General features: G+C 34.1%; 21 protein-coding genes. 11 read left to right on the top strand and 10 right to left on the bottom strand.

Going from position 1 to position 22,108, the window contains the following annotated elements; translation table 11 throughout:
- The first annotated feature begins 262 nt into the window (after window positions 1-262).
- The 6 genes from J8M14_RS16110 (at window position 263) to der (ending at window position 5,734) form a co-directional block, all read left to right on the top strand.
- Window positions 263-760, top strand: coding sequence for a hypothetical protein (locus J8M14_RS16110; protein ID WP_211075833.1), 498 nt, complete (start codon window positions 263-265; stop codon window positions 758-760).
- A gap of 28 nt (window positions 761-788) precedes the next feature.
- Window positions 789-1,361, top strand: a complete 573-nt coding sequence (locus J8M14_RS16105) for a hypothetical protein (protein ID WP_211075832.1) — start codon at window positions 789-791, stop codon at window positions 1,359-1,361.
- A 13-nt stretch (window positions 1,362-1,374) separates the two neighbouring features.
- Complete coding sequence (locus tag J8M14_RS16100; RefSeq protein WP_211075831.1) at window positions 1,375-2,193, top strand: hypothetical protein; 819 nt, start codon at window positions 1,375-1,377, stop codon at window positions 2,191-2,193.
- A 440-nt stretch (window positions 2,194-2,633) separates the two neighbouring features.
- On the top strand, window positions 2,634-3,815 hold the full coding sequence (locus tag J8M14_RS16095; protein WP_211075830.1) for a leucine-rich repeat domain-containing protein: 1,182 nt from the start codon (window positions 2,634-2,636) through the stop codon (window positions 3,813-3,815).
- Window positions 3,816-3,820: 5 nt separating this feature from the next.
- Window positions 3,821-4,219, top strand: a complete 399-nt coding sequence (locus J8M14_RS16090; protein ID WP_211075829.1) for a leucine-rich repeat domain-containing protein — start codon at window positions 3,821-3,823, stop codon at window positions 4,217-4,219.
- 207 nt (window positions 4,220-4,426) lie between these two features.
- Complete coding sequence (der, locus tag J8M14_RS16085; protein WP_211075828.1) at window positions 4,427-5,734, top strand: ribosome biogenesis GTPase Der; 1,308 nt, start codon at window positions 4,427-4,429, stop codon at window positions 5,732-5,734.
- Window positions 5,735-5,737: 3 nt separating this feature from the next.
- Here the strand turns inward: der and speB are convergent, their stop codons facing one another.
- From speB to J8M14_RS16050, 7 genes are read right to left on the bottom strand one after another with little or no spacing between them, the layout of a single operon-like run.
- On the bottom strand, window positions 5,738-6,532 hold the full coding sequence (speB, locus tag J8M14_RS16080; protein ID WP_211075827.1) for an agmatinase: 795 nt from the start codon (window positions 6,530-6,532) through the stop codon (window positions 5,738-5,740).
- 28 nt (window positions 6,533-6,560) lie between these two features.
- Complete coding sequence (locus tag J8M14_RS16075; protein WP_211075826.1) at window positions 6,561-7,349, bottom strand: TPM domain-containing protein; 789 nt, start codon at window positions 7,347-7,349, stop codon at window positions 6,561-6,563.
- A gap of 3 nt (window positions 7,350-7,352) precedes the next feature.
- A complete protein-coding gene (locus J8M14_RS16070; protein WP_211075825.1) occupies window positions 7,353-7,790 on the bottom strand; it encodes a TPM domain-containing protein in 438 nt (145 codons plus the stop codon).
- Window positions 7,790-8,392 (bottom strand): LemA family protein, encoded by a 603-nt coding sequence (locus J8M14_RS16065; RefSeq protein WP_211075824.1) that lies wholly within the window; start codon window positions 8,390-8,392, stop codon window positions 7,790-7,792. Before J8M14_RS16065 ends, J8M14_RS16070 begins: the two co-directional genes overlap by 1 nt.
- A 40-nt stretch (window positions 8,393-8,432) precedes the next feature.
- On the bottom strand, window positions 8,433-8,762 hold the full coding sequence (locus J8M14_RS16060) for a MerR family transcriptional regulator (protein WP_211075823.1): 330 nt from the start codon (window positions 8,760-8,762) through the stop codon (window positions 8,433-8,435).
- A 3-nt stretch (window positions 8,763-8,765) separates the two neighbouring features.
- Window positions 8,766-9,872, bottom strand: a complete 1,107-nt coding sequence (locus J8M14_RS16055; RefSeq protein WP_211075822.1) for a CapA family protein — start codon at window positions 9,870-9,872, stop codon at window positions 8,766-8,768.
- Between the two features lie 10 nt (window positions 9,873-9,882).
- Window positions 9,883-10,860, bottom strand: a complete 978-nt coding sequence (locus J8M14_RS16050) for a M23 family metallopeptidase (RefSeq protein WP_211075821.1) — start codon at window positions 10,858-10,860, stop codon at window positions 9,883-9,885.
- Between the two features lie 211 nt (window positions 10,861-11,071).
- Here J8M14_RS16050 and alaS point away from each other — a divergent pair, with 211 nt between their 5' ends.
- A complete protein-coding gene (alaS, locus tag J8M14_RS16045) occupies window positions 11,072-13,705 on the top strand; it encodes an alanine--tRNA ligase (protein ID WP_211075820.1) in 2,634 nt (877 codons plus the stop codon).
- 38 nt (window positions 13,706-13,743) lie between these two features.
- Window positions 13,744-14,691, top strand: coding sequence for a GSCFA domain-containing protein (locus tag J8M14_RS16040; RefSeq protein ID WP_211075819.1), 948 nt, complete (start codon window positions 13,744-13,746; stop codon window positions 14,689-14,691).
- Between the two features lie 18 nt (window positions 14,692-14,709).
- Here the strand turns inward: J8M14_RS16040 and J8M14_RS16035 are convergent, their stop codons facing one another.
- Window positions 14,710-15,123, bottom strand: coding sequence for a hypothetical protein (locus J8M14_RS16035; RefSeq protein WP_211075818.1), 414 nt, complete (start codon window positions 15,121-15,123; stop codon window positions 14,710-14,712).
- A gap of 213 nt (window positions 15,124-15,336) precedes the next feature.
- Window positions 15,337-17,109, bottom strand: a complete 1,773-nt coding sequence (locus J8M14_RS16030; protein ID WP_211075817.1) for an aromatic amino acid hydroxylase — start codon at window positions 17,107-17,109, stop codon at window positions 15,337-15,339.
- Between the two features lie 115 nt (window positions 17,110-17,224).
- Here J8M14_RS16030 and J8M14_RS16025 point away from each other — a divergent pair, with 115 nt between their 5' ends.
- Both J8M14_RS16025 and J8M14_RS16020 read left to right on the top strand, forming a co-directional pair.
- Window positions 17,225-18,922: a T9SS type A sorting domain-containing protein gene (locus J8M14_RS16025; protein ID WP_211075816.1), complete on the top strand. Its 1,698-nt coding sequence runs from the start codon at window positions 17,225-17,227 to the stop codon at window positions 18,920-18,922.
- Window positions 18,923-19,151: 229 nt separating this feature from the next.
- On the top strand, window positions 19,152-20,828 hold the full coding sequence (locus tag J8M14_RS16020) for a T9SS type A sorting domain-containing protein (protein WP_211075815.1): 1,677 nt from the start codon (window positions 19,152-19,154) through the stop codon (window positions 20,826-20,828).
- 67 nt (window positions 20,829-20,895) lie between these two features.
- On the opposite strand, the gene J8M14_RS16015 is transcribed toward J8M14_RS16020, so the two are convergent.
- Entirely contained in the window at window positions 20,896-21,324 is a 429-nt protein-coding gene (locus J8M14_RS16015; RefSeq protein ID WP_211075814.1) for an META domain-containing protein, read from the bottom strand.
- Between the two features lie 141 nt (window positions 21,325-21,465).
- Here J8M14_RS16015 and J8M14_RS16010 point away from each other — a divergent pair, with 141 nt between their 5' ends.
- Complete coding sequence (locus J8M14_RS16010; protein ID WP_211075813.1) at window positions 21,466-22,035, top strand: TetR/AcrR family transcriptional regulator; 570 nt, start codon at window positions 21,466-21,468, stop codon at window positions 22,033-22,035.
- Window positions 22,036-22,108 lie beyond the last annotated feature (73 nt).

Genomic DNA, 22,108 nt, shown 5'->3' with positions numbered 1-22,108 from the left:
TAAATAGATATAAATATCAGTTAATGAGTGAGTTGTGATGTTATAAAATGTGTAGTTTTTTGCCTTTTAAGGTGAAAAAATGATGATTTTAAAGAGGTTTTTAGTAGAGCTCTGATCAGGTATATGTAATCATTAAAATAACTGTTTCCAAAAAAAATATAGAACAAGGGGGGTAACATTTTTCTTGGTTAATACATTAAAGGCTCATTTAAGGAAAAATTAAAAAAGTAATGGATATGAAAAATTTAAAAAAGTAATGGATATGAAAAATTTAAAAAACAAACTTTTAGTACTATGTGTAGTAACCTTATCATTGGCTGCTTGCTCTTCTGATGATGATCCGGTGCCGGTAATAGATACTACGATTAAGGTAAGTAAGGAAGACCTGAGTGATAAGTCACTTAATGTTTTAACCCTAACAGAAACAAGAAGAGTTGAAGGAGTTGTAGATCAGGAAGAAACGGTTTCGTTTGTAGATGATCAATCTATCTATGCCTATTTTGATTTTTATGCAGATGGAGAATGCCTTTATCGACGCAGGCATTCTTCTTCTAATGAGAGAGGAGATTATGAGTGGTTGATTGAGGACGGTATTCTTAAACTAAATATGGGAATTGTTGTAGATATTGAAATTCTACGTTTTGAAGATGATTTTTTTGATTTTCAATACAAAAGAACCGGGACTACAGAAGAAGGAAAAGATTATGTGCGTACTTACAAATTTACCACAGCTGTAGGTGATATTGTTCTTACAGAGTAAATACATTAGATATAAAAATTAAAGCAATATGAAACTTAAAAATTTATTTATTCTGGCATTAGTATTGGCCAATACATTGATAAGCTGTAGTGAGGATGATGCTGACTTGATACTACCTCCAGAGACCATAAACAGTTTTACTTATGATGATAAAACAGAAGAGATTAATAGAATGGCGATGATCAAATGTGGTGGAAGTTATGCAGGATTTTATTTGTCTTCTGGTACGCTTGAATATAAAGAGAACCCATCAACGGTTAGCGAACTTTTGAACCCAATATCTGGTGATGGGAGTCGGATTGTTATAGAGTTAGGAGATAATTATTCTTCTGTTAGGAATTTAATTCGCAATGGGGAATACACTTTCTTAGGAGATGAACTAAGTGTGAACTATGTTGACGTTTCAACTTTTGAAGAAGGAAATCCGATTCCTTCAATTTTAGATAACCTTATAAAGGCTACGATAAACATAAAAACTGATGGTGATATTGAAAATGGCGTATACGAACTTTCTTTTGAAGCAGAATTTGAAAGTGGTAAAAAACTGAATGGATATTATAAGGATGAGCTATCAGGAATCAGAAATGGGAATTGTGAGTAAAAATATAAAGGATATGAAACTTAAAAGCCTATGCAGACTAGCGATAGTATTGGCTGCGGTATTAATAAGTTGTAGTAAAGATGATGAGACCGACATAATAGCTAACCCGGGAAAATTCTGTTTGATCTCAGAAAGGATTATGGGTCAATCAAAGATTGTATACGCTTATGATAATCAGGGTAGAATTATCCAAAAAACTGATTATTATAAAGATGAAAAAGGAGGTGAAGAGAGGATCGTTTATGGGGCTGATAAAATCACCATATCCTTTTTTGATAATGAAGGGAATAGACAAAGCAATGATGTAGTTTGGAATATTGAGGGTAATGAAGCCAGCTCAGGAGTTAGAATTATTGATGATTTTATCGATGAGTTTTCTGGGGTAAAAAGAGTATTTGATACTGAAGGGTATTTGATAGAAGAAACCAGAACATTTGAATTAAGAGAATGTGTAGCAGGGTGCTTTGAAAATAATACCGATATCGTTGTAAGTTATAATTATGAGAATGGAAATCTGGTTTCTGAAGATATTGTAGAAACATCTTACGTTGTTGTGTATAACGAAATAGGAGAGCTAGTTGATCAAAGTACCGATATAAAAAAGTATTCAAAAGAATATGAGTATTATGAAGAGTTACTCAATAAACAAAACAACTTAAAACTACTATCAGGAAAGTCCAACAAAAATTTAATTAAGACAATTATTGAGAAGGATGACGCTGGCAATTTGATAAGCTTTAATAATTATTCTTATGAATTGAATGAAGATGGTTATGTTGTTAAAACTGATAATTACATAACACCTATAGCATATAAATATTTGTGTAACTAAATATATAAAGGTTGATAGACCTAAAAAATAATTAGAAATATATAAATGCATTGAATCTCAAAAGAACTAAAATCAAAGATATACTTCCTTAAACTTGATTAAAATCCTAGAGCCTAAGGGTCAAAAGGGATTTTAGAAAAAAGAAATAGGAGATAAGAGCACCAAAAAGTATTTAAAAAAGAATCTTTTTTTGATAAATGCTTTAGCAACTCATACAGGGGTTTCAAAGAGCCGGAGGGGTCTTTGGGAAGATATATTGATTACATATGGTTGAATATTTAGATTTTTATATCTAATAAAACGGTCACAAGAAACCACCCGAATTAGGTAAGGAAATACATTATTTAATGATGTGGTTTTGCAAAAAAATAACTGTAAAATAAAAAATGTGAATCATAAATAGTAAAATTGTTCTAGTATTTATATTATCATTATTAATATTGTCCTGTAGCAACGATGATGATGTAAACCAATTATTAAGTAGTGAAAAGCAGATTACGTCATTTAGTATAGGGGATTCTATAGGGACTATTAATCAAGAGGACAATAATATCATAGTTAATTTACCATATGGTACGGATGTAACTACCCTAAAAGCAGATATTACAATTCCAGAAAAGGCTACGATAAGCCCGGATCCAAACCAACTTAGAGATTATACTAATCCTGTAACTTATACTGTAACCGCGCAGGATGGATCAAAGTTAGTATATACAATTACTGTGATTGTTGCAGAAATTACAGATAGAGACGTTTTAATAGCAATTTATAAAGCTAATACTGATAATACATTGGATTGGGATATTACTCAGGCTGATATTTCTTCTTGGCAGGGGGTAATATTAGAGAATGACAGGGTAGTATCTTTGGTATTAAGTGGAAGTGCTCTTAATATCACTACGCTGGTTCCTGAGATTGGTAACCTGACTTATCTAAAAAAAATGTCAATCACTTTTTCTGAAATCTCTATTATACCTAAAGAAATAGGGAATCTTAAACAGTTAGAAGAACTTACAATTTTTGGTAGTAGGCTTGAAACACTGCCTATCGAAATAGGAAGCTTAAATAATCTTAAGAAAATAAATATGGCTCAAAATTCAATTACGTCTTTACCAGCAGAAATTGGAAATCTGAGTAGTCTTACAGAGCTTTTTATGAGAGTGAATAAAATAGGAGCAATACCTATAGAAATTGATAAACTAAGTAATTTGGAAAGTATAGTCTTGACAGATAATGAGATAACCTCAGTTCCTCCAATCATAGGTAGCCTTTCTAAATTGTATAGAATATTATTAGATGGAAATAATTTAACGTCATTACCGATAGAAATAAGAAACTTGACCAACCTTGATTTGTTGAGAATTCAAAGTAATATGATCACAACTGTTCCAAGAGAAATCTGCGATTTAGCAAATTCTGGTACAGAAATTCAAAAAGATGATACAGCTATTTGTTATTCTTCAAAAGAATATTTGGCTTTAAAAGCTATTTATGAAGTCAATCCTAGTAATATATTAGGGTGGGACATTGCAAATCATGATATTTCTACCTGGAATGGAGTAACGGTTGAAAATGGTTTAGTTTATCAGAAAAATCTCTATCAATACTTCCTAAGGAATTAGGAGATTTGACAAATCTAAGAAGTTTAAACCTACGCAAAAATTCTTTAACAAGTGTTCCATCAGAGTTAGGAAGTCTTAGGAGTCTGGGCTATCTATACCTGGAGGATAATTCCTTAACCAGTGTTCCGGTAGAGTTAGGAAATCTGACAAATTTAACTGTACTACGCTTAAATCATAATTCCTTGAGAAGTATACCTGCAGCGCTAGGAAGGTTAGCAAAATTGATATTCTTAAACTTAAATCATAATTCCTTAACGGATATTCCAGCAGAGCTGGGAAATCTTGTAAAATTAACTACACTAAATTTAAGTAACAATTCCTTAACAAGTATCCCACAAGAAGTATGTAACTTAGAGAATACAGGAACTACTATAGCGAAGGATGCTGAGGTTTCTTGCAATTAATACGAAGTGATCAATCAATTTTCAAAATTAGTGGTATTAAAATCAAAAAAACTAAATAAGATGTAAGGATATATAAAAGCTACAATACCATAAACTGTATTGTGGCTTTTTAAATTCTTAGTAAATAAAGTTTTGCAGTAAAGAAAAACGCTAGCTGTAGTCTCAGATAAAAAGTCTAATTTTGCACAAATTTCAGAAAAGATTGTAATGAGCGGTATTGTAGCAATTGTGGGGAGACCTAATGTAGGGAAGTCTACTTTTTTTAATCGTCTAATAAAAAGAAGAGAAGCTATCGTAGATGCGGTGAGCGGAGTAACCCGAGATCGGCATTATGGTAAGAGTGATTGGAATGGTGTAGAATTCTCTCTGATTGATACCGGAGGTTATGTGGTGGGTAGTGATGATATCTTTGAGGCTGAAATAGATAAGCAGGTAGAATTGGCTATCGATGAAGCAGATGCGATTCTTTTTATGGTAGATGTAGAATCTGGAGTTACAGGAATGGATGAAGAAGTAGCTAATTTGCTTCGCAAAGTAGAAAAACCTGTTTTTCTGGTAGTCAATAAAGTAGATAATGCTCAGCGGGCTACAGATGCCGTAGAGTTCTATTCGTTGGGGCTAGGAGAGTATTATACAGTAGCCAGTATCAATGGTAGTGGAACCGGAGAATTATTAGATGCTTTGGTAGAAGCATTACCAGAAAAAGAAGACGTGGAAGAATCCGAACTACCTCGTTTTGCGGTAGTAGGTAGGCCTAATGCAGGTAAATCTTCTTTTATCAATGCCTTAATTGGTGAAGATCGATATATTGTAACAGACATTGCCGGAACAACACGTGATGCAATTGATACTAAGTATAATCGTTTCGGATTCGAATTTAACTTAGTAGATACTGCCGGGATCAGGCGTAAATCTAAGGTTAAAGAAGATCTGGAGTTTTATTCTGTAATGCGATCGGTTAGAGCCATAGAACATAGTGATGTTTGTTTGATTGTTTTTGATGCTACCAGAGGTTTTGATGGTCAGGTGCAAAATATCTTTTGGTTAGCAGAACGCAACCGAAAAGGGATCGTAATTCTTGTTAATAAATGGGATTTGGTCGAAAACAAGGAAAGTAATACGATGAAGGATTTTGAGAGGCAAATCCGTAAAGAGATCGAACCTTTTACAGATGTGCCAATTGTATTTATTTCTGCAATGACCAAGCAACGTATTTTTAAAGCAATTGAGACGGCTGTCGAAGTGTATAATAATCGTTCTAAAAAGATCAAGACTAGTGTGATGAATGACACAATGTTGCCGATTATAGAGCATAATCCACCACCAGCTTATAAGGGTAAATATGTAAAGATTAAATATTGTATGCAGTTACCCACACCTCAGCCACAGTTTGCGTTCTTTTGTAATTTACCACAATATATTAAAGATCCATACAAGAGATTTATAGAAAACCAACTACGTAAGAACTTTGATTTTCACGGAGTACCGGTTGCTGTGTATTTTAGAAAGAAGTAATAGTTACCCCTGCATTTTAGCAGTTAATTCCTTAAATATCTTATAAGCTACCATTGCGGTTGTATTATTCAGGTCTCTTATTGGATTATATTCTACAATGTCAGCTCCAATAATATGAGAAGGAATCTCTTGAATTATTTGGATCAACTGTCTTGTGGTCATTCCTCCTGGTTCATGATGTGATACTCCAGGGGCAAAAGCAGGATCCAATACATCTAAGTCAACAGAAATGTAAAGTGGAGAAGGTAAGTTTTTAATGAAGTCAAAGTTAAAATCTTTCATTTCTATAACATGTACTCCGAACTTATGAGCTTGCTCTCTTTGATGTGTATTAAAGGTTCTGATACCAACTTGCGTTAACGAATTGATTTTCCCCGTTTCCATTAATCTAGCAAAAGGTGAAGCGTGAGAAAAGGGATTGTTATCAAAATTGTTATACAAATCAGCATGAGCATCCAGGTGTAAAATGTTTAATTCGGAATATTTTTCAGCTAAAGCACTAATGACAGGATAGCTGATAGAATGATCACCACCAAAAGAAATAACTTTACTATTATCACTAACTAAATGTCTGATTTTACTTTGAATCGTATCAAATGCTGTTTTAGGATTTGTATTTTCAAAGTGTATATCTCCACAATCTTTATAGACAATGCCTTCTTTTACATCTAATCCATATTCTGAAAAAGAATTTGAAGAACCTTCTTTATCCATTAATCTAATACGTTGAGGGGCATAGGATGACCCTTTAAGAAAAGATGAATTTGCGTCAAAGGGTATTCCGATTAGTTTTATCATGTATAACTGTTGCTTTTAATCACTAATGCTACCAACTCCCACCAGCACCACCACCGCCAAATCCTCCGCCTCCAAAGCCTCCACCAAATCCTCCGCTGGAACCACCGCCAAAACTTCCGCCTCCTCCAAATCCACCGCGCCCCATATTACTTAGAATAATAACATCAAGTAAACTTCCTGATCCTGATCGATTACCTCTATTTCCCTTTCCGCCATTTTTATGGTTACTTTTTCTAAATGCAGCAATAATGATTACAACAATAAAAAATAATAATACAAAATGTCCTAAAGGAGCATTAGGTTTTTTCTTTCTGGATCCTTTAAAAGTACCGTCTAAAACCTGAAAGATTGCAGTGGTTCCTTTATCTAATCCGCCATAGAAGTTATTTCTTTTAAATTCTGGGGTTATGATATCATCAATAATGGTTTTACTAACAAAATCTGTTAGTTTATCTTCTACACCATAACCGGTGGCGATCCATATTTTTCGATCATTTTTGGCAACAAGTATAAAAACTCCATTATCCTCTTTTTTTTGACCAATTCCCCATTTGTGTGCCCATTCTGCAGCATATAAACCGATGTTTTCGCCTTGTAATGAATTGATGGTAGCAACAACAATTTGAGTTGAAGTTGTGTCGGAATAGCGTATTAATTTCTGCTCTAACTGTTTGCTGTTAGGAAAAAGCATTCTAGCTTCATCATATACAGCGGTCTGTTCTTTTGGTTTAGGAGGAATTTCTCTTTGGGCATAAATTGATGCAGAACATGTTCCTAGGATAAATAAAAAAGGCAGTAGTATTTGTTTTAAAGTCATTATTTACCCTTTTGATATTTCATCCGGAAGTTCGTTAGTATCATAATGATCCCACGGAAAATGTTTTTGTAACTGCTCTCCGGCTAAGATAACTCCATCGATTAGCCCTTGAGTGAAGTTTCCTGTTTTAAAATGCTTCAGAATAACATCTTTAGTGCTTTGCCAGAAATTTTCCGGCACAACTTCATTGATGCCTTGGTCACCATATATAGCAAATGTTCGATCTTCTACAGCAACATAAATTAAGACACCATTTCTTTGGATGGTATTGTCCATCTTTAAATAATGGAAAACTTCTTCAGCTCTTTCTAAAACATCAAGTTCTGTATGTTTTTCCAAATGTACACGGATTTCTCCGGATGTGGTTTGCTCGGTATCTCTAATCGCAGCTACAATTTGCTGTTCCTGATCAGTGGTAAGAAAATCTTCTACTTTAGACATTACTTAAAATCAAAATCTACATCAGGTGCTTTCTCGGTCCCTTCTTCAGCTTCAAATCGAGTCATTTTTTCAAAATTCCCTAGTCTTGTTAAAACGATATTATTAGGAAAAACTCTCAGGTATTTGTTGTAAGTCCCGACAGATTCATTATATCTATTGCGTTCTACATTAATTCTATTTTCAGTACCCTCCAATTGTGTTTGAAGGTTCAGGAAATTTTGATTAGCTTTTAGATCAGGATATCTTTCTACAGTAACTAATAATCGGGATAGGGCTGAGGTTAATCCACTTTGTACCTTTTGAAACTGAGCCATTTGATCTGGAGTAATATTACTGGGGTCAATATTGATAGAGGTAGCCTTAGACCTGGCATCGATCACTTCTTTTAATGTAGTTCTTTCAAAATCAGCAGCACCTTGAACGGTTTTTACCAAATTTCCGATCAGGTCGCTTCGTCTTTGATAGGCACTTTCTACATTAGACCAAGCTGTTATAGCATCTTCTTGATAAGTAACAGCTTGATTGTATTTTCCGCCAGATAACATATAAAACATTCCAATAATTATAACAATGATAACAATTGGGATCAGCAGTTTTTTCATGATGATTGTGTATTGGTTTTGTTTAATGCCCATTATGGGTTTATAGTTGTTCTTTAATCTTAAGTAGTTGTCCTTTGATAGCTTCTAGTTTGCGAATAATATCAAAACTATCCAGGGTTTCTTGTTTTTGTTCTTTGAGATGAATTTTTGCCCCTTCTAAGGTAAAGCCACGCTCTTTTACTAAGTGGTAGATGAGTTCTAGGTTTTTAATATCTTCTGGGGTAAATTTTCGATTGCCTTTGGCATTTTTTTTAGGCTTTAGGATATCGAATTCTTTTTCCCAAAAACGAATTAATGAGGTGTTTACATTAAAAGCATCTGCCACCTCACCGATACCGTAATACATTTTTTTAGGCAAGTCTACATACATAAATTAATCTTTTTGTTGTGTAAAACTTCCATCTTCGTTAAAAATGAGCTTACTCTCAGGAAAATCCTCTTCGGTTAGTTTCTTAATTTCTTTTAAAGCTCCTTTCTTTTCATCTATAAATGGGTATACCTCATCAATTTGTTTAGCAGAGTGAAGTTTGCCTTTTATAAAATTACCTTCGGTATCAATATCAATTTCCGCAATCGGGGCATATGCTTTGACACCTCCTAAACTAAATCTGGAATAAGTGCAAAAGTTTCCTAAGCTGTATGCAATAAATTTATTTTTATATACCTCGAATGCTCTGGAAACGTGAGGCCCATGGCCAATAACTATATCTGCTCCGGTATCTATCATTGTATGCGCAAAGCGATACACATCTCCACGGTCTTCGCCATAAAAACGTTCTGTTTTTCTAGGAACGTGGGTGTGTTTAAAACCTTCTGCACCGCCGTGAAAAGATACGATCACTATATCTGCTTTTTGTTTGAGTTCGGTTACTATTCTTTTTGCATTGGTTAAGTTATGAATTTTTACGCAATCTTTATTTGGGGCAAAAGCACAAAATCCATAAGTGATTCCATCTTTTTCAAAAATAGTAGACTCTTTTGCAAAGATTCCTGCATAGGCAATATCGTGTTTTTCGAGAGTTTTGGCAGTGTTTTTAATACCAATATTACCAAAATCACCGATATGATTATTAGCGATACTCATCACATCAAAACCGGCTTCTTCTAAATATTTTCCAAAATACTCTGGAGATCGAAAAGAATAACATTTGGAAGGATCAGAACACCTTTTTGCATTTTCACCTTCATCGGTCAGTGTGCCTTCTAAGTTCCCGAAAAGAATATCGGCTTCTAATAAAACAGTATGTACATCATCAAAAGGACCTTTACCCTCGGGAGGCATGTAGCTTTCATTAGGGAAATTGGTACCCATCATGATATCACCAACGGCCATGACTTTGATATGTTTAAATTTGGCTAGTTTTTCTTTAACGACCTCAACGATAGTATACATGGAGTCGATCTCTTCTTTTGAATATTTCTGGGCTTGTATTGAGAAACTAAAACCAAAAATAACTACAAACAGAAGGGTTTTACGCATTGACTGATATTTAATCTAGAGTTTCGTTGACTAGGTTAGAGGCTTTAAGCATTTCTGCAAATTCCTCAGGAGTTAAACTTCCGTAATAAAAATTACGTGGATTAATTTTTTCGCCATCTTTGAAAATCTCATAATGTAAATGAGGAGCTACTGATCTACCTGTATTTCCGACATATCCTATGATGTCACCGCGTTTTACCTTTTGCCCTACCTTTACATTATACTTACTTAAATGAGCATATAAACTCATGTAGTTAAAGCCGTGATCTATTCGTATATGCCTTCCGTAGCCTGTAGAATTAGCATCGGCTCTTTTTACAACACCATTTCCGGATGCGTAAATAGGCGTTCCTGTTGGTGCGGAGAAATCCATTCCGTAATGAAATTTTCTAGCTTTGGTAAAAGGATCACTTCTCCATCCATAACCTGATGCCATTCTCTTAAGATCAGAATTCTGAATAGGTTGTATTGCGGGGATAGTAGCAAGTAACTCTTCTTTTTGTTCAGCCAGATCTGCTATGACATCCAGAGATTTAGACTGTACTACAATTTGTTTGGTAAGTTTATCAATACGTTCACTACTGCTAATGATCATTTCAGAATTGTCAAAACCTTCTAAGTTTTTATATCTATTGACACCTCCAAAACCAGCGTTACGTAATTCTTCAGGAATTGGTTTTGCTCCAAAATATAAACGGTAGATATTATCGTCACGTTCTGCAATCTCCTGTAGAATGACTTCATCACGTTTAAGTCTTTTATTCATTAAGTCATATTGAAGCTTCATGTTTTCAAGCTCTCTTCGATATGCCTTTTCTTTAGGAGTCTCTAATTGTGGGATATTTAAATATATAAGAAGCAGCAGGAACCCAGCCAAAAATGCACCGAGAATACTTAATGCTGCTATACCAAATTTACGTCCTTTCTTTTGCTCAATTTTGCGATAAGAAAGAGTATCACTATCGTAGTAATATTTAACCTTTGACATAATTTAAAATATACTATTTTTGCAGGATATTAACCAAATAGCGGTTAATAAAATTGCTACCATCGCAACAAATATAGTAAAATGTTGCAAAGTGCGGAAAAACTGACAAAGATCAATTTTGCATTTAGTAAAACTTGTTAAGATGAAACCTATGTTTTTTCAAGTGTTTTAAGTGTAATTTTGAGATAATATTAGATAACATATAGAATTCATGAAATCCCAAGAAATCAGAAATCAATTTTTAGAGTTTTTTAAATCTAAAAAACATAGTATAGTAGCATCAGCACCAATGGTGATAAAAGACGACCCTACATTGATGTTTACTAATGCCGGGATGAACCAGTTTAAAGAATTCTTTTTAGGTAATGGTGTTCCTAAGAGTAACCGTATTACAGATACCCAAAAATGTTTACGAGTTAGTGGTAAGCATAATGATTTGGAAGAAGTAGGTATGGATACCTATCATCATACCATGTTTGAGATGTTAGGAAATTGGAGTTTTGGGGATTATTTTAAAAAAGAAGCGATTCATTGGGCTTGGGAACTACTTACCGAAGTGTATGGAATTGATAAAGATATATTATATGTTTCTGTTTTTGAAGGAGCAAAGGATGAAAACCTGGAGATGGATCAGGAAGCCTATGATTTGTGGAAGGAAATCGTTCCTGAAGATAGAATCATTATGGGTAATAAGAAAGACAACTTCTGGGAAATGGGAGATCAGGGGCCTTGTGGGCCTTGTTCAGAAATCCATGTAGATATTCGCTCTAATGAGGAAAAAGCTAAAACCCCAGGCCGTGATTTAGTAAATGCCGATCACCCTCAAGTAGTAGAGATTTGGAATCTGGTTTTTATGCAGTATAACAGAAAAGCAGATAGTTCTTTAGAGAAACTTCCAGCTCAGCATGTAGATACCGGGATGGGCTTTGAACGTTTGTGTATGGTCTTGCAAGGAGTAAAGTCTAATTATGACACTGATGTATTCACTCCGTTAATTAGAGAGATCGAAACTATTACTAATTCTGAATACGATAAAGATAGCTTGCCTACGGATGAAGATGGTAAAGTAAGCGTGGCTATTCGTGTAATTGCTGACCACGTTAGGGCAGTAGCATTTTCGATTGCAGATGGACAACTGCCAAGTAACACTGGTGCAGGGTATGTGATCAGAAGGATTTTACGTAGAGCAATTCGATATGGATTTACTTTTTTAAACACAAAAGAGCCATTTATCTATCAATTAGTAGAAACATTGAGTAAGCAGATGGGTAAGGCTTTCCCTGAGTTAAAATCACAGAAAAACCTAATCATTAATGTAATTAAAGAAGAAGAAAATTCATTCTTAAGAACATTAGATCAAGGGTTGTTATTGTTAGATAATGTGATTAAGAATACCAAAGGGAAAGTGGTTTCTGGAGAAAAGGCATTTGAGCTTTATGATACTTATGGTTTTCCTATTGATCTTACAGCTTTGATTCTTAGTGAACAAGGATATGAATTGGATGAGAAGGGTTTTGATGTTGAATTGCAAAAACAAAAAGATAGATCCAGAGCAGCATCTCAGGTTTCTACTGGTGATTGGGAAATTTTACAGAATAATGCTAAAGAAGAATTCATTGGGTATGATCATTTATCTGCGGATGTTAAAGTAACTCGCTATCGCAAAGTAAATAGTAAGAAAGATGGAGAACTATATCAGTTAGTTTTTGACAAAACACCTTTTTATCCTGAAGGAGGAGGGCAAGTTGGTGACAAAGGGTATTTAGAAGTTCCTAACGGAGATGTAGTGTATATTATTGATACGAAAAAGGAAAATAATCTGATTATTCATTTTGCTAAAAATTTACCAAAACATATTAATGAAACACTAACGGCTATAGTAGATGCTAAACAACGCTCCAGAACAGCTGCTAATCATACTGCTACACATTTATTGCATCAAGGATTACGTACTATTTTAGGAACGCACGTAGAGCAAAAAGGTTCAATGGTACATAGTGGGAATTTACGTTTTGATTTTTCGCACTTTTCTAAAGTTACAGCAGAAGAGCTTAAGGAGGTTGAAAATTTTGTGAATGCCAGAATTCGTGAAAACCTTCCTTTAGAAGAAAAACGCAATATTTCATATGATCAAGCTATTGCTGAAGGTGCTATAGCATTATTTGGAGAAAAGTATGGAGACTCGGTAAGAGCAATACGGTTTGGAGAGTCAATGGAGCTATGTGGAGGAATACATGTGGAAAATACGAGTAATATTTGGCATTTTAAAATCACATCCGAAAGCGCAATCGCAGCAGGAGTTCGTAGAATAGAAGCAATTACTTCTGATGCTGCAAAAGAATATTTTACTGCTCAATCTGAAGCGTTTAATGAGGTGAAATCAGTGCTTAAAAACGCTAAAGATCCAGTAAAAGCAATAACATCTCTACAAGAAGAAAATACAAGCCTCAAAAAACAGATTGAAGCATTGTTAAAAGATAAAGCCAAAAACCTAAAGAGTGAGCTTAAATCTGAGTTCGAAGAAATAAATGGTGTTCAGTTCCTGGCTAAAAAAGTAGATCTGGATGCTGCGGGAATTAAAGACCTGGCTTTTGAACTTGGGGGAGAACTTGATAATGTAGTGGCACTCTTTGGGGCAGAACAAAATGGTAAGGCATTACTGTCCTGTTACGTGTCTAAAAATTTAGTTGCTGAAAAAGAATTAAACGCGGGTCAGATTGTACGCGAATTAGGGAAATATATCCAGGGAGGTGGTGGAGGACAACCTTTCTTTGCAACAGCAGGAGGTAAAAACCCGGCAGGAATTGATGAAGCTTTGGAGAATGCTAAAAAGTATTTGAATTAATAGAAAATGATGTAATTGTTTTTATTCGATTTAGTTCTATGAATCTACAAACCAAAATACCATTACAACCACAGCAATATAAAATAGATTATAATGCTGAGGTTGCGTTGTTTGGTTCTTGTTTTGCCGAAAACGTAGGACAGAAATTTGAATATTATAAATTCAAAAATTATATCAATCCTTTCGGAATATTGTTTCATCCGAAAGCTATTGAGACATTTTTGTGGATGGCTACTCAGGGTGAAAGATATACAGAGACAGATCTTTTTTATCATAATGAACAATGGCATTGTTTTGATGCGCATTCTTCTCTTAGTAGTCCTGATCAAGATAAATTGCTTTCTGATCTAAATGAAGCATTGGTGATTACTCAGGATAAAATTCAATCAGCAACTCATGTTTTTATCACTTTAGGAACAGCCTGGGTGTATAGATTGAAGGCTTTGGATATGATAGTAGCAAACTGCCATAAGATTCCGCAAAAAGAATTCAAAAAGGAGTTGCTGTCTGTTGACGAAATTACAGAAAGTCTTCAAAATTGTGTGCATCTTATTCGAAACCTTAATCCTTCTGCAAAAATTATATGTACAGTCTCTCCGGTTCGACATATAAAAGATGGCTTTATAGAGAATAATAGGAGTAAGTCACATCTAATTGCAGCAATGCATCAAGCAATTGAAGCGGATAAAGGCTTGAGTTATTTTCCGTCATACGAAATTATGATGGATGAACTCCGAGATTATAGGTTTTATAATCAGGATATGATTCACCCTACAGAAACCGCTATTGAATATATTTGGGAACGTTTTTCAGAAGTTTGGATTTCGGAACACGCAAAATCCACTATGAAAAAAGTTGAAGAAGTACAAAAAGGATTGCTGCATCGTGTGTTTAATCCAAATAGTAAACAACATATCGCTTTTTTAGAGAATTTGGCTTATAAAAAGTATCAACTTCAGGAACAATACTCTTTTATTAAGTTTTAAACTGTAAACATTTAATTGTTAAAACAAGCTAAATAAAGTTTGTATTACTCCTACAGATACTCCTACTCCAAACGAATTTGTACCTGTTGGATTATCCCAGGATCTTCTTTCCAAAGATTCATATACCATTGGATCAAATAGTGATTCATGGTTAAAAGCGTCTCTTCTAATTGTAGCATAAGGGTTAAATCTAGAGATGCTTAGAGATGGGAATTGAGAATTGTACGGCAGGCTAAAAAACACTGAGTACTCATTACTCGTGTACATAACATCTGATAGGTTATGCTCTTTAAACTTTAGAACAGGTATAGAATCTATGACAAGTGTAGAAGTTTTTTTAAAGTTTAAAGAAGGTTTTGGTGTGAATTGAGAATGTATCGAATTACTGAAGGTAAAAAACACTACAAAAAATAAAATCTTTGAATAGGTCATGGTTTGGATAGTTGAATTTAAAATAGTTTCTGGTTGAATACTATGTTTCTTCATCAAAAAATATGCCGCAAAAAATGATGATTATAATGTTGACCTATGTGTGATTAGTTACACTAATAATAAAATTGGGGGAATTTTATAAAAAACTTTATTGTGAGGTTTTTTAACCTGAGATCGGGTATGAGTTCATTAGGGGCTGTGCCCGATCTCTTTTTAAGATGTGATTTGATCATTAATAGAATTGGCTTTTACAATTTCAACACCACTATCAACCAGATGTTTAATTTCTGGTCTTTTATTGGTTATATCTCTTAGGTGTTTTAGAATACTATCAGCAAATTTTTGATCTCTATCATAAACAAGTTCGTAGATCTCTGTAGGTAACAACCAGTCATCTGAGTGGTCTTTTTTTAGAATAGCAAAAACAGCTTCCAAAGAGAACTTTGTGTTTTCTCCATGTCGCACATTTTTTACAGCCTGATATAGAGAATGTAATTCTTCTTCTTTAGAGGAGTATGTTCTTTTTATCGTATTCATATCCGGATTATGAGTAACCAGATCAAAGGAATAATCATCCGCTGGACCTGAGAATGCGGAAACAATTTCTTTTCCTACTGCAAGGTCAAAAGTTCCCCACTCCGGCTTAAACAGATACTCATCTTTGTATTTGATAGTACATTCTTTAAACTGAATAAGGATAAGTTCTCCTTTAATATTTCGCATTCCGGTAATATTGAGCCCTGCAACGGTAATTCCACTTTCGAATTCAAATTCTATATATTCACCATCATAAAAATGATATGCTTTCAGATCTCTGGGTGACATGTTCTCGATAGCAAGGTTAATACCTTTTAACTTGCCAAGAGGAGATCTGAAGCCGTTAGCATGTGTTTCAATTCCGTGACCTGTTAATTCTTTTTCTCTAAAAGAAAGTGCTGTTGGTCCTTCGGTTTCAAAATAAATAACTTCATTATCTTCATTTTTGATCATTCGGGTAAAAACTCCTGAAATCTGTAATCCGGTACTTAATTCTATAGTTCCAAGATTTTCGGATTCGATCAATTTAGCAAGTCCTCGATGACCACCTTTGCGCAAAGCCATAGTGTTGGCAAATTCCTCCAAAACTTGACAGAGATAGGCAAAATCCGGAGTGACAAATAATTGTGGTTGAGGTTTTGTGATGTCAAAATCTTGATAAGCAGCTTCCGGCGAGTAGGGGAGTTTTTTAACATTGTCTGTCATACACCACTCACTTTCTCCGATTGAAGATAATAATCCTGCACCATATATTTTCGGGTCGTCTACAGTACCAATGAGTCCATATTCTACAGTCCACCAATGTAGATTGCGAATTAGAGCCATTTCAGATGGATCTTCTTTTTGATTTTGTAATTCCTCCACTCTTTGTTCAGCAGCAGTAATATCACTTGGTTTTGTATTTGGAGCTTCTTTTAAAATAGATAAAGTTCGCACTGCATCGTACATATCGTAATCTCGTTTAGAAGAAATAGCTTTGCAACCTATTTTTCCAAAACGCCTTAAATATTCTGCATAATCCGGATTAGCAATAATGGGTGCGTGACCAGCAGCTTCGTGAATGATATCGGGTGCAGGAGTGTATTCTATATTTTCCAGTTGTCTTATATCAGACGCAATCACTAATATATTATATGCCTGAAACTCCATAAAGGCATTAGGAGGGATAAAACCATCTACAGCCACAGCAGCCCAACCGATTTCTTTAAGAATACGGTTCATTCCATACATACTTGGAATTTTATCAATAGAAATACCGGTTTTTTTAAGACCGTTCAAATAAGATGTATGAGCCACCTTACTTAATGAAGCAATGTTTTTTCGCATTACGTATCTCCAAACTGCTTGATTAATTGGAGTGTATTCCTCATAATTCTGCGGTTTTATAAACTGTTTAAGATGAGGAGGTAACTTGTCAATTAATGGATTGGTTTCTATAGGTAGTGACATTATAAGTATAGTTGAGTCTTGATTAAAAAGCTTAGAGATGGGAAATTAATGGATTTATTTAATATTGAACTATAAGTAATTTCCTAAATTTACGTTAAACTAAAAAATGTTTGTTTTGAGATTAAAGTATATAATAATTACTGTTTTAGTATTTGTAACTGGTTTGAATGCTCAAGTTACCAATGAGAAAGAACCTTATAGTTGGAAAGAGATTAATAAAAAAAATCAAAAAGAGTTATCTATTATAGAAATGCCAAAATTTAATATGGCTAAAATAAAATCAGAGGATGCGATAAATGACTTAGATAAATCAAAAGTTTATCGTTTTGGATATGAATTTGATGTAGATTATGGTTTTAAAAACGCGGGAGTTTGGGATCAATTAAGTAGTGGTGATTGGATTTGGAGAATTCGTTTTAAATCTAATGGTGCTAAAACTTTAAACTTTGTTTGTAATGAATATAAACTACCAGAAGGAGCGTCTCTCTATTTATATAGTGAGGACAGGAAAGATTTGTTAGGAGCATATACAGATGCTTTTAATAGAGCTGATGGAATGCTTGGTACTTGGATGGTAGAGGGTGATGATATAATTCTAGAGTATTATGTTCCAGAATCTAAAAAGGGACAAGGTAAATTTAATATATCAAAAGTAGTCCACGGATACAGATCAGTAACCGATTTTGAGATTAGTCAAAAAGGGTTGAATGATTCTGGTGATTGTAATCAAGATGTGGATTGTACCGTGGGAGCAGATTTTGATCCATTAAAAAATGAGTTAAAACGCTCCGTAGCTCTAATGGTAGTGGGTAGCTCAGGGTTTTGTACAGGAACATTGATTAATAATACCGCAGAAAATAAGGCGCCTTACTTTTTAACCGCTAACCATTGTTATGTGAATGAATCGGGGGATCCACTGAGTAATATATCTACTTGGGCGTTTAGATTTAATTGGGCTAGTCCTAATCCTTCTTGCGCTACTACAACTCCAAGTACAAATGGAACTTTTGATCAAACAACAAGTGGAGCAACATTATTAGCTAATAATAGCAAATCTGATATGCTTTTAGTTAATATTGATACTTCTCTTCCTGATTCCTGGAATCTGGAGTGGGCTGGATGGGACAGAACAGGTAATACTCCCAATTTTACAGTCGGGATTCATCATCCTTCCGGAGATATTATGAAGGTATGTCGGGATAATCAGTCTCCTGCACAAACTAATCTAGATTTTAATGGTAACGCTACAACAGAAGTATGGGAAATAGCTGATTGGGATTTAGGTGTTACAGAAAGAGGGTCGTCAGGGTCAGCATTGTTTGATCAAAATGGTCGTATCATTGGGCAATTAGCAGGAGGAACTGCTGCTTGTAATGGAACTACAGATAATAACCAATTCGATGTTTATGGAAGATTTGATATTTCGTGGGATTTTGGTACTACCGATGCAACAAGGCTTTCTAACTGGTTGGATCCGCAAAACACAGGTCAAACAACCTTAGATATGCTTTCAGGGGATGTGGTTGTGCCACCTCCACCTCCATCTCCACCAGGAGAGGATATAGTAGAGTCCATACTTTTTCCGAATCCTACCCAAGGAGAATTTACAATTACCAACAAAGAAGAAAATCTTATAAAATATACGATTTATGATATTTTTGGTAAAAGTATTGATTCAGGTCAATCTGATGAGGAAAATCCAGTAATAGATATTACTTCGCAAAGAGCAGGTATGTACTTTGTTTATGTAGAAGATTTATCTAAAGGGATTTCTTACACTAGAAGAGTAGTGCTGAATCCTCGTTTGTTTTAGGTTTTGTAGTTTTAGTTATATCCTTCTAATATATAATAACAGAGAATCTTTTTTGTTTTGAGCCAAAAAAAGAATTAGTTTGAGTTTTGATTGTAAATTAATTAGCTAAATTTGTTAAGATGCGGTCAGTTTTTATGCTTAAGCTGTTATTGCTATAAATACATTTAGTATATAAATTTTTAGTGCTTATTTTAAAAATACTGGACTGATCTAATATAATCACACAATTATGAAAAAACTTATTTTTTGGGCTTTGATGTTATTTTTTACTAATATCACAATAGGCCAGGTTACTAATGAAGGAAAACCAAAAAGTTGGAAAGAAAGCTTTATAGGAATGAAAAAAGAATCCCTTAAAGTAATAAAAATGCCAACTTTTGATTTACTAAAGCTCAGGATGGAAGATGCTATAAACGATAAAGACAAATCAAAAGTTTATCGTTTTGGATATGAATTTGATGTTGATTTTGGTTTTAAAAATGCGGGAGTTTGGGAACAATTAAGTAGTGGTGATTGGATTTGGAGAATTCGTTTTAAATCTGATGGTGCTAAAACTTTAAATTTTGTTTGTAATGAATATAAACTACCGGAAGGAGCGTCTCTATATTTATATAGTGAGGACAGGAAAGATTTGTTAGGAGCATACACAGATGCTTTTAATAGAACTGATGGAATGCTTGGTACTTGGATGGTAGAGGGTGATGATATAATTCTAGAGTACTATGTTCCGGAATCTAAAAAGGGACAAGGTGAATTTAATATATCAAAAGTAGTACACGGATATCGTTCTGTTACTGATTTTGATATTAAACAAAAGGCACTTAATGATTCTGGAGATTGTAATCAGGATGTAGATTGTCCTGTTGGGAATGATTTTGAAACTTTAAAAAATGAACTAAAAAGTGCTGTTGGACTTATGGTTGTTGGAAGTTCAGGATTTTGTACAGGAACATTGATTAATAATACCGCGAATGATAGTGCTCCTTATTTTCTAACTGCAAATCACTGTTTTGAAAATACTAATGGAACCGGAAATACAGCTATTTGGGCATTTCGATTTAATTGGATCAGCCCTAATCCTTCTTGCGCAACTACAACTCCAAGTACTAATGGAACTTTTGATCAAACCACTAGTGGTTCAACAATATTAGCCAGAAATTCTGAATCTGATTTTTTATTGGTAAACATAGATACCAGCCTCCCGGAGAGTTGGGATTTAGAATGGGCTGGTTGGGATCGAACAGGTGATTCTCCAAGTTTTGTGGTTGGGATACATCATCCCTCCGGTGATATTATGAAACTTTGCCGTGAAAATATTAGCCCTACCAAAGTCGAAGAGGTTGGTATTGGAGGATTGGTAGCAGCTGTTGATTCCTGGCGAGTAGCTGATTGGGATTTAGGGGTTACAGAAAGAGGTTCTTCTGGTTCTGCAATTTTTGACCCCACAGGACGGATAATTGGGCAATTAGCAGGAGGAGCAGCAGCATGTAGTGGTACCGTAGATAATAATGCACAAGATTTTTATGGTAGATTCGATGTTTCGTGGGATTTTGGAACTACAGATGCAACCAGGCTTTCTAATTGGTTGGATCCTGGAAATACGGGTAGAACCACTTTAAACTCACTTACTCAAGAGATTTCACTAAGTGTTGAAGATAATATATTTGAAAACCAGACAGTTATTTATCCTATTCCTTCTAATGGGGTGTTTAATGTATCCAATAAAACAAAAAGTCAATTGGATTATATTGTTTTTAATATAATCGGTCAAAAAATTGATCAAGGAATAATTAATAAGGAAAATGAAACTATAAATATATCATCAAATACTAGTGGTATTTATTTTATAACCTTAACAAATACTACAAACAGCGCTAGTTTTACTAAGAAAATAGCTATCTGGTAATATATTCTAAATTTATGACTAGCTAAAAAAAAATGAAATTTATGGTTTCATTTTTTTTAGTTAAAAGTTATTGCTCTTTCTTGGCAACAATAGCTTCGGTTGTATTGTTAGATAGTTTTAAAAGACTCTTATTCGTGTTTTTAAGTTGTGTTTCGGATAAAGCTTTGAAAAAATCTTTTTCTAACTGATCAGTTTTGGCACAATACATTTTCGAATACATAGGAAGCCCAAATGAGATATTTTCTTTTTCTATTGTGTAGCCGCAAGAATATGTGTTGCAACCCGAAAATCCTGAGATAGTCTTTTTTTCTGAGTCAAATACGATAGTAAGTTTATGTTCAGAAACATCTTCTCCATATAATTTAGTTACCAGGTAAGTTCCATCAGGCTCAGATTGATTAGGAGTTAGAGTTTTATCTTGTTTTGCACTACTTGTGCTATTACAATTGATCAATAAAAGTAAAGCTAAAAATGTAATTGAAAAGCTGTATTTCATAGTGTGATAGGTTTTAGGTGAAATTTCAAAAGATGCTCTGTTAATTTCGTATGCAGCAAATTTATTATATTTTAGTCGTTAATCTTTGATTTGGACTAAATCTAAGGCAAAATCTTTTTTGTAATATAATTAAATCAATCCATGAAACCCGAGAGTAGGAAGCAAGAAATTATAAACGCTGCATCAATTCTTTTTAAGGAAAAAGGTTATAGTGCGGTAACTATGAGGGATTTAGCGAAAGCAATGGGGATCAAAGCGGCAAGTTTGTATAACCATATTCAGTCAAAGCAGGAGATTCTTTCTACTATTATCATTGAGCTTGCTGAAGAATTTACGAATGGGATGAATCAAATTGTAGCTTCAGATATAAGTACGATTCAAAAACTCGAAAATATTATTGCGCTACATATAGATGTCACTTTACGAAATGCTGATGGGTTGGCTTCATTAAATAATGATTGGATGCATTTAGAGGAGGATAATTTGATCTATTTCGAAAAAATGCGTCAAGAGTATGAGGAGAATTTTAGAAAAATTGTCAAAAAAGGTGTTGATAAAGGAGAGATAAAGTCCTTTAATATAGAGATTATGGTTTTTTCTACACTTTCTACACTGAGAACACTTTATTTATGGTATCCAAAACAAAATAATATAGAAGCCAATATTCTAAAACGCGATATGATATCGGTATTACTTAAAGGTGTGGCTTGACCTGGTTTTTTCACTTTTAATAATTAACAAATAATTATTTGTGTATAAAACTAACAATCGTTAGTTTTGTTTT

This window comes from Aquimarina sp. MMG016, assembly GCF_018100805.1.
Lineage (GTDB): Bacteria > Bacteroidota > Bacteroidia > Flavobacteriales > Flavobacteriaceae > Aquimarina.
The sequence above is the reverse complement of the archived record's forward strand: the minus strand, read 5'-3'. Positions and strand labels throughout refer to the sequence as shown.

Coding starts and splice junctions, on each gene's coding strand:
- J8M14_RS16110 (WP_211075833.1), top strand. CDS start 263: ATGAAAAATTTAAAAAACAAACTTTTAGTACTATGTGTAGTAACCTTA.
- J8M14_RS16105 (WP_211075832.1), top strand. CDS start 789: ATGAAACTTAAAAATTTATTTATTCTGGCATTAGTATTGGCCAATACA.
- J8M14_RS16100 (WP_211075831.1), top strand. CDS start 1,375: ATGAAACTTAAAAGCCTATGCAGACTAGCGATAGTATTGGCTGCGGTA.
- der (WP_211075828.1), top strand. CDS start 4,427: ATGAGCGGTATTGTAGCAATTGTGGGGAGACCTAATGTAGGGAAGTCT.
- speB (WP_211075827.1), bottom strand. CDS start 6,532: ATGATAAAACTAATCGGAATACCCTTTGACGCAAATTCATCTTTTCTT.
- J8M14_RS16075 (WP_211075826.1), bottom strand. CDS start 7,349: ATGACTTTAAAACAAATACTACTGCCTTTTTTATTTATCCTAGGAACA.
- J8M14_RS16070 (WP_211075825.1), bottom strand. CDS start 7,790: ATGTCTAAAGTAGAAGATTTTCTTACCACTGATCAGGAACAGCAAATT.
- J8M14_RS16065 (WP_211075824.1), bottom strand. CDS start 8,392: ATGAAAAAACTGCTGATCCCAATTGTTATCATTGTTATAATTATTGGA.
- J8M14_RS16060 (WP_211075823.1), bottom strand. CDS start 8,762: ATGTATGTAGACTTGCCTAAAAAAATGTATTACGGTATCGGTGAGGTG.
- J8M14_RS16055 (WP_211075822.1), bottom strand. CDS start 9,872: ATGCGTAAAACCCTTCTGTTTGTAGTTATTTTTGGTTTTAGTTTCTCA.
- J8M14_RS16050 (WP_211075821.1), bottom strand. CDS start 10,860: ATGTCAAAGGTTAAATATTACTACGATAGTGATACTCTTTCTTATCGC.
- alaS (WP_211075820.1), top strand. CDS start 11,072: ATGAAATCCCAAGAAATCAGAAATCAATTTTTAGAGTTTTTTAAATCT.
- J8M14_RS16040 (WP_211075819.1), top strand. CDS start 13,744: ATGAATCTACAAACCAAAATACCATTACAACCACAGCAATATAAAATA.
- J8M14_RS16035 (WP_211075818.1), bottom strand. CDS start 15,123: ATGACCTATTCAAAGATTTTATTTTTTGTAGTGTTTTTTACCTTCAGT.
- J8M14_RS16030 (WP_211075817.1), bottom strand. CDS start 17,109: ATGTCACTACCTATAGAAACCAATCCATTAATTGACAAGTTACCTCCT.
- J8M14_RS16020 (WP_211075815.1), top strand. CDS start 19,152: ATGAAAAAACTTATTTTTTGGGCTTTGATGTTATTTTTTACTAATATC.
- J8M14_RS16015 (WP_211075814.1), bottom strand. CDS start 21,324: ATGAAATACAGCTTTTCAATTACATTTTTAGCTTTACTTTTATTGATC.
- J8M14_RS16010 (WP_211075813.1), top strand. CDS start 21,466: ATGAAACCCGAGAGTAGGAAGCAAGAAATTATAAACGCTGCATCAATT.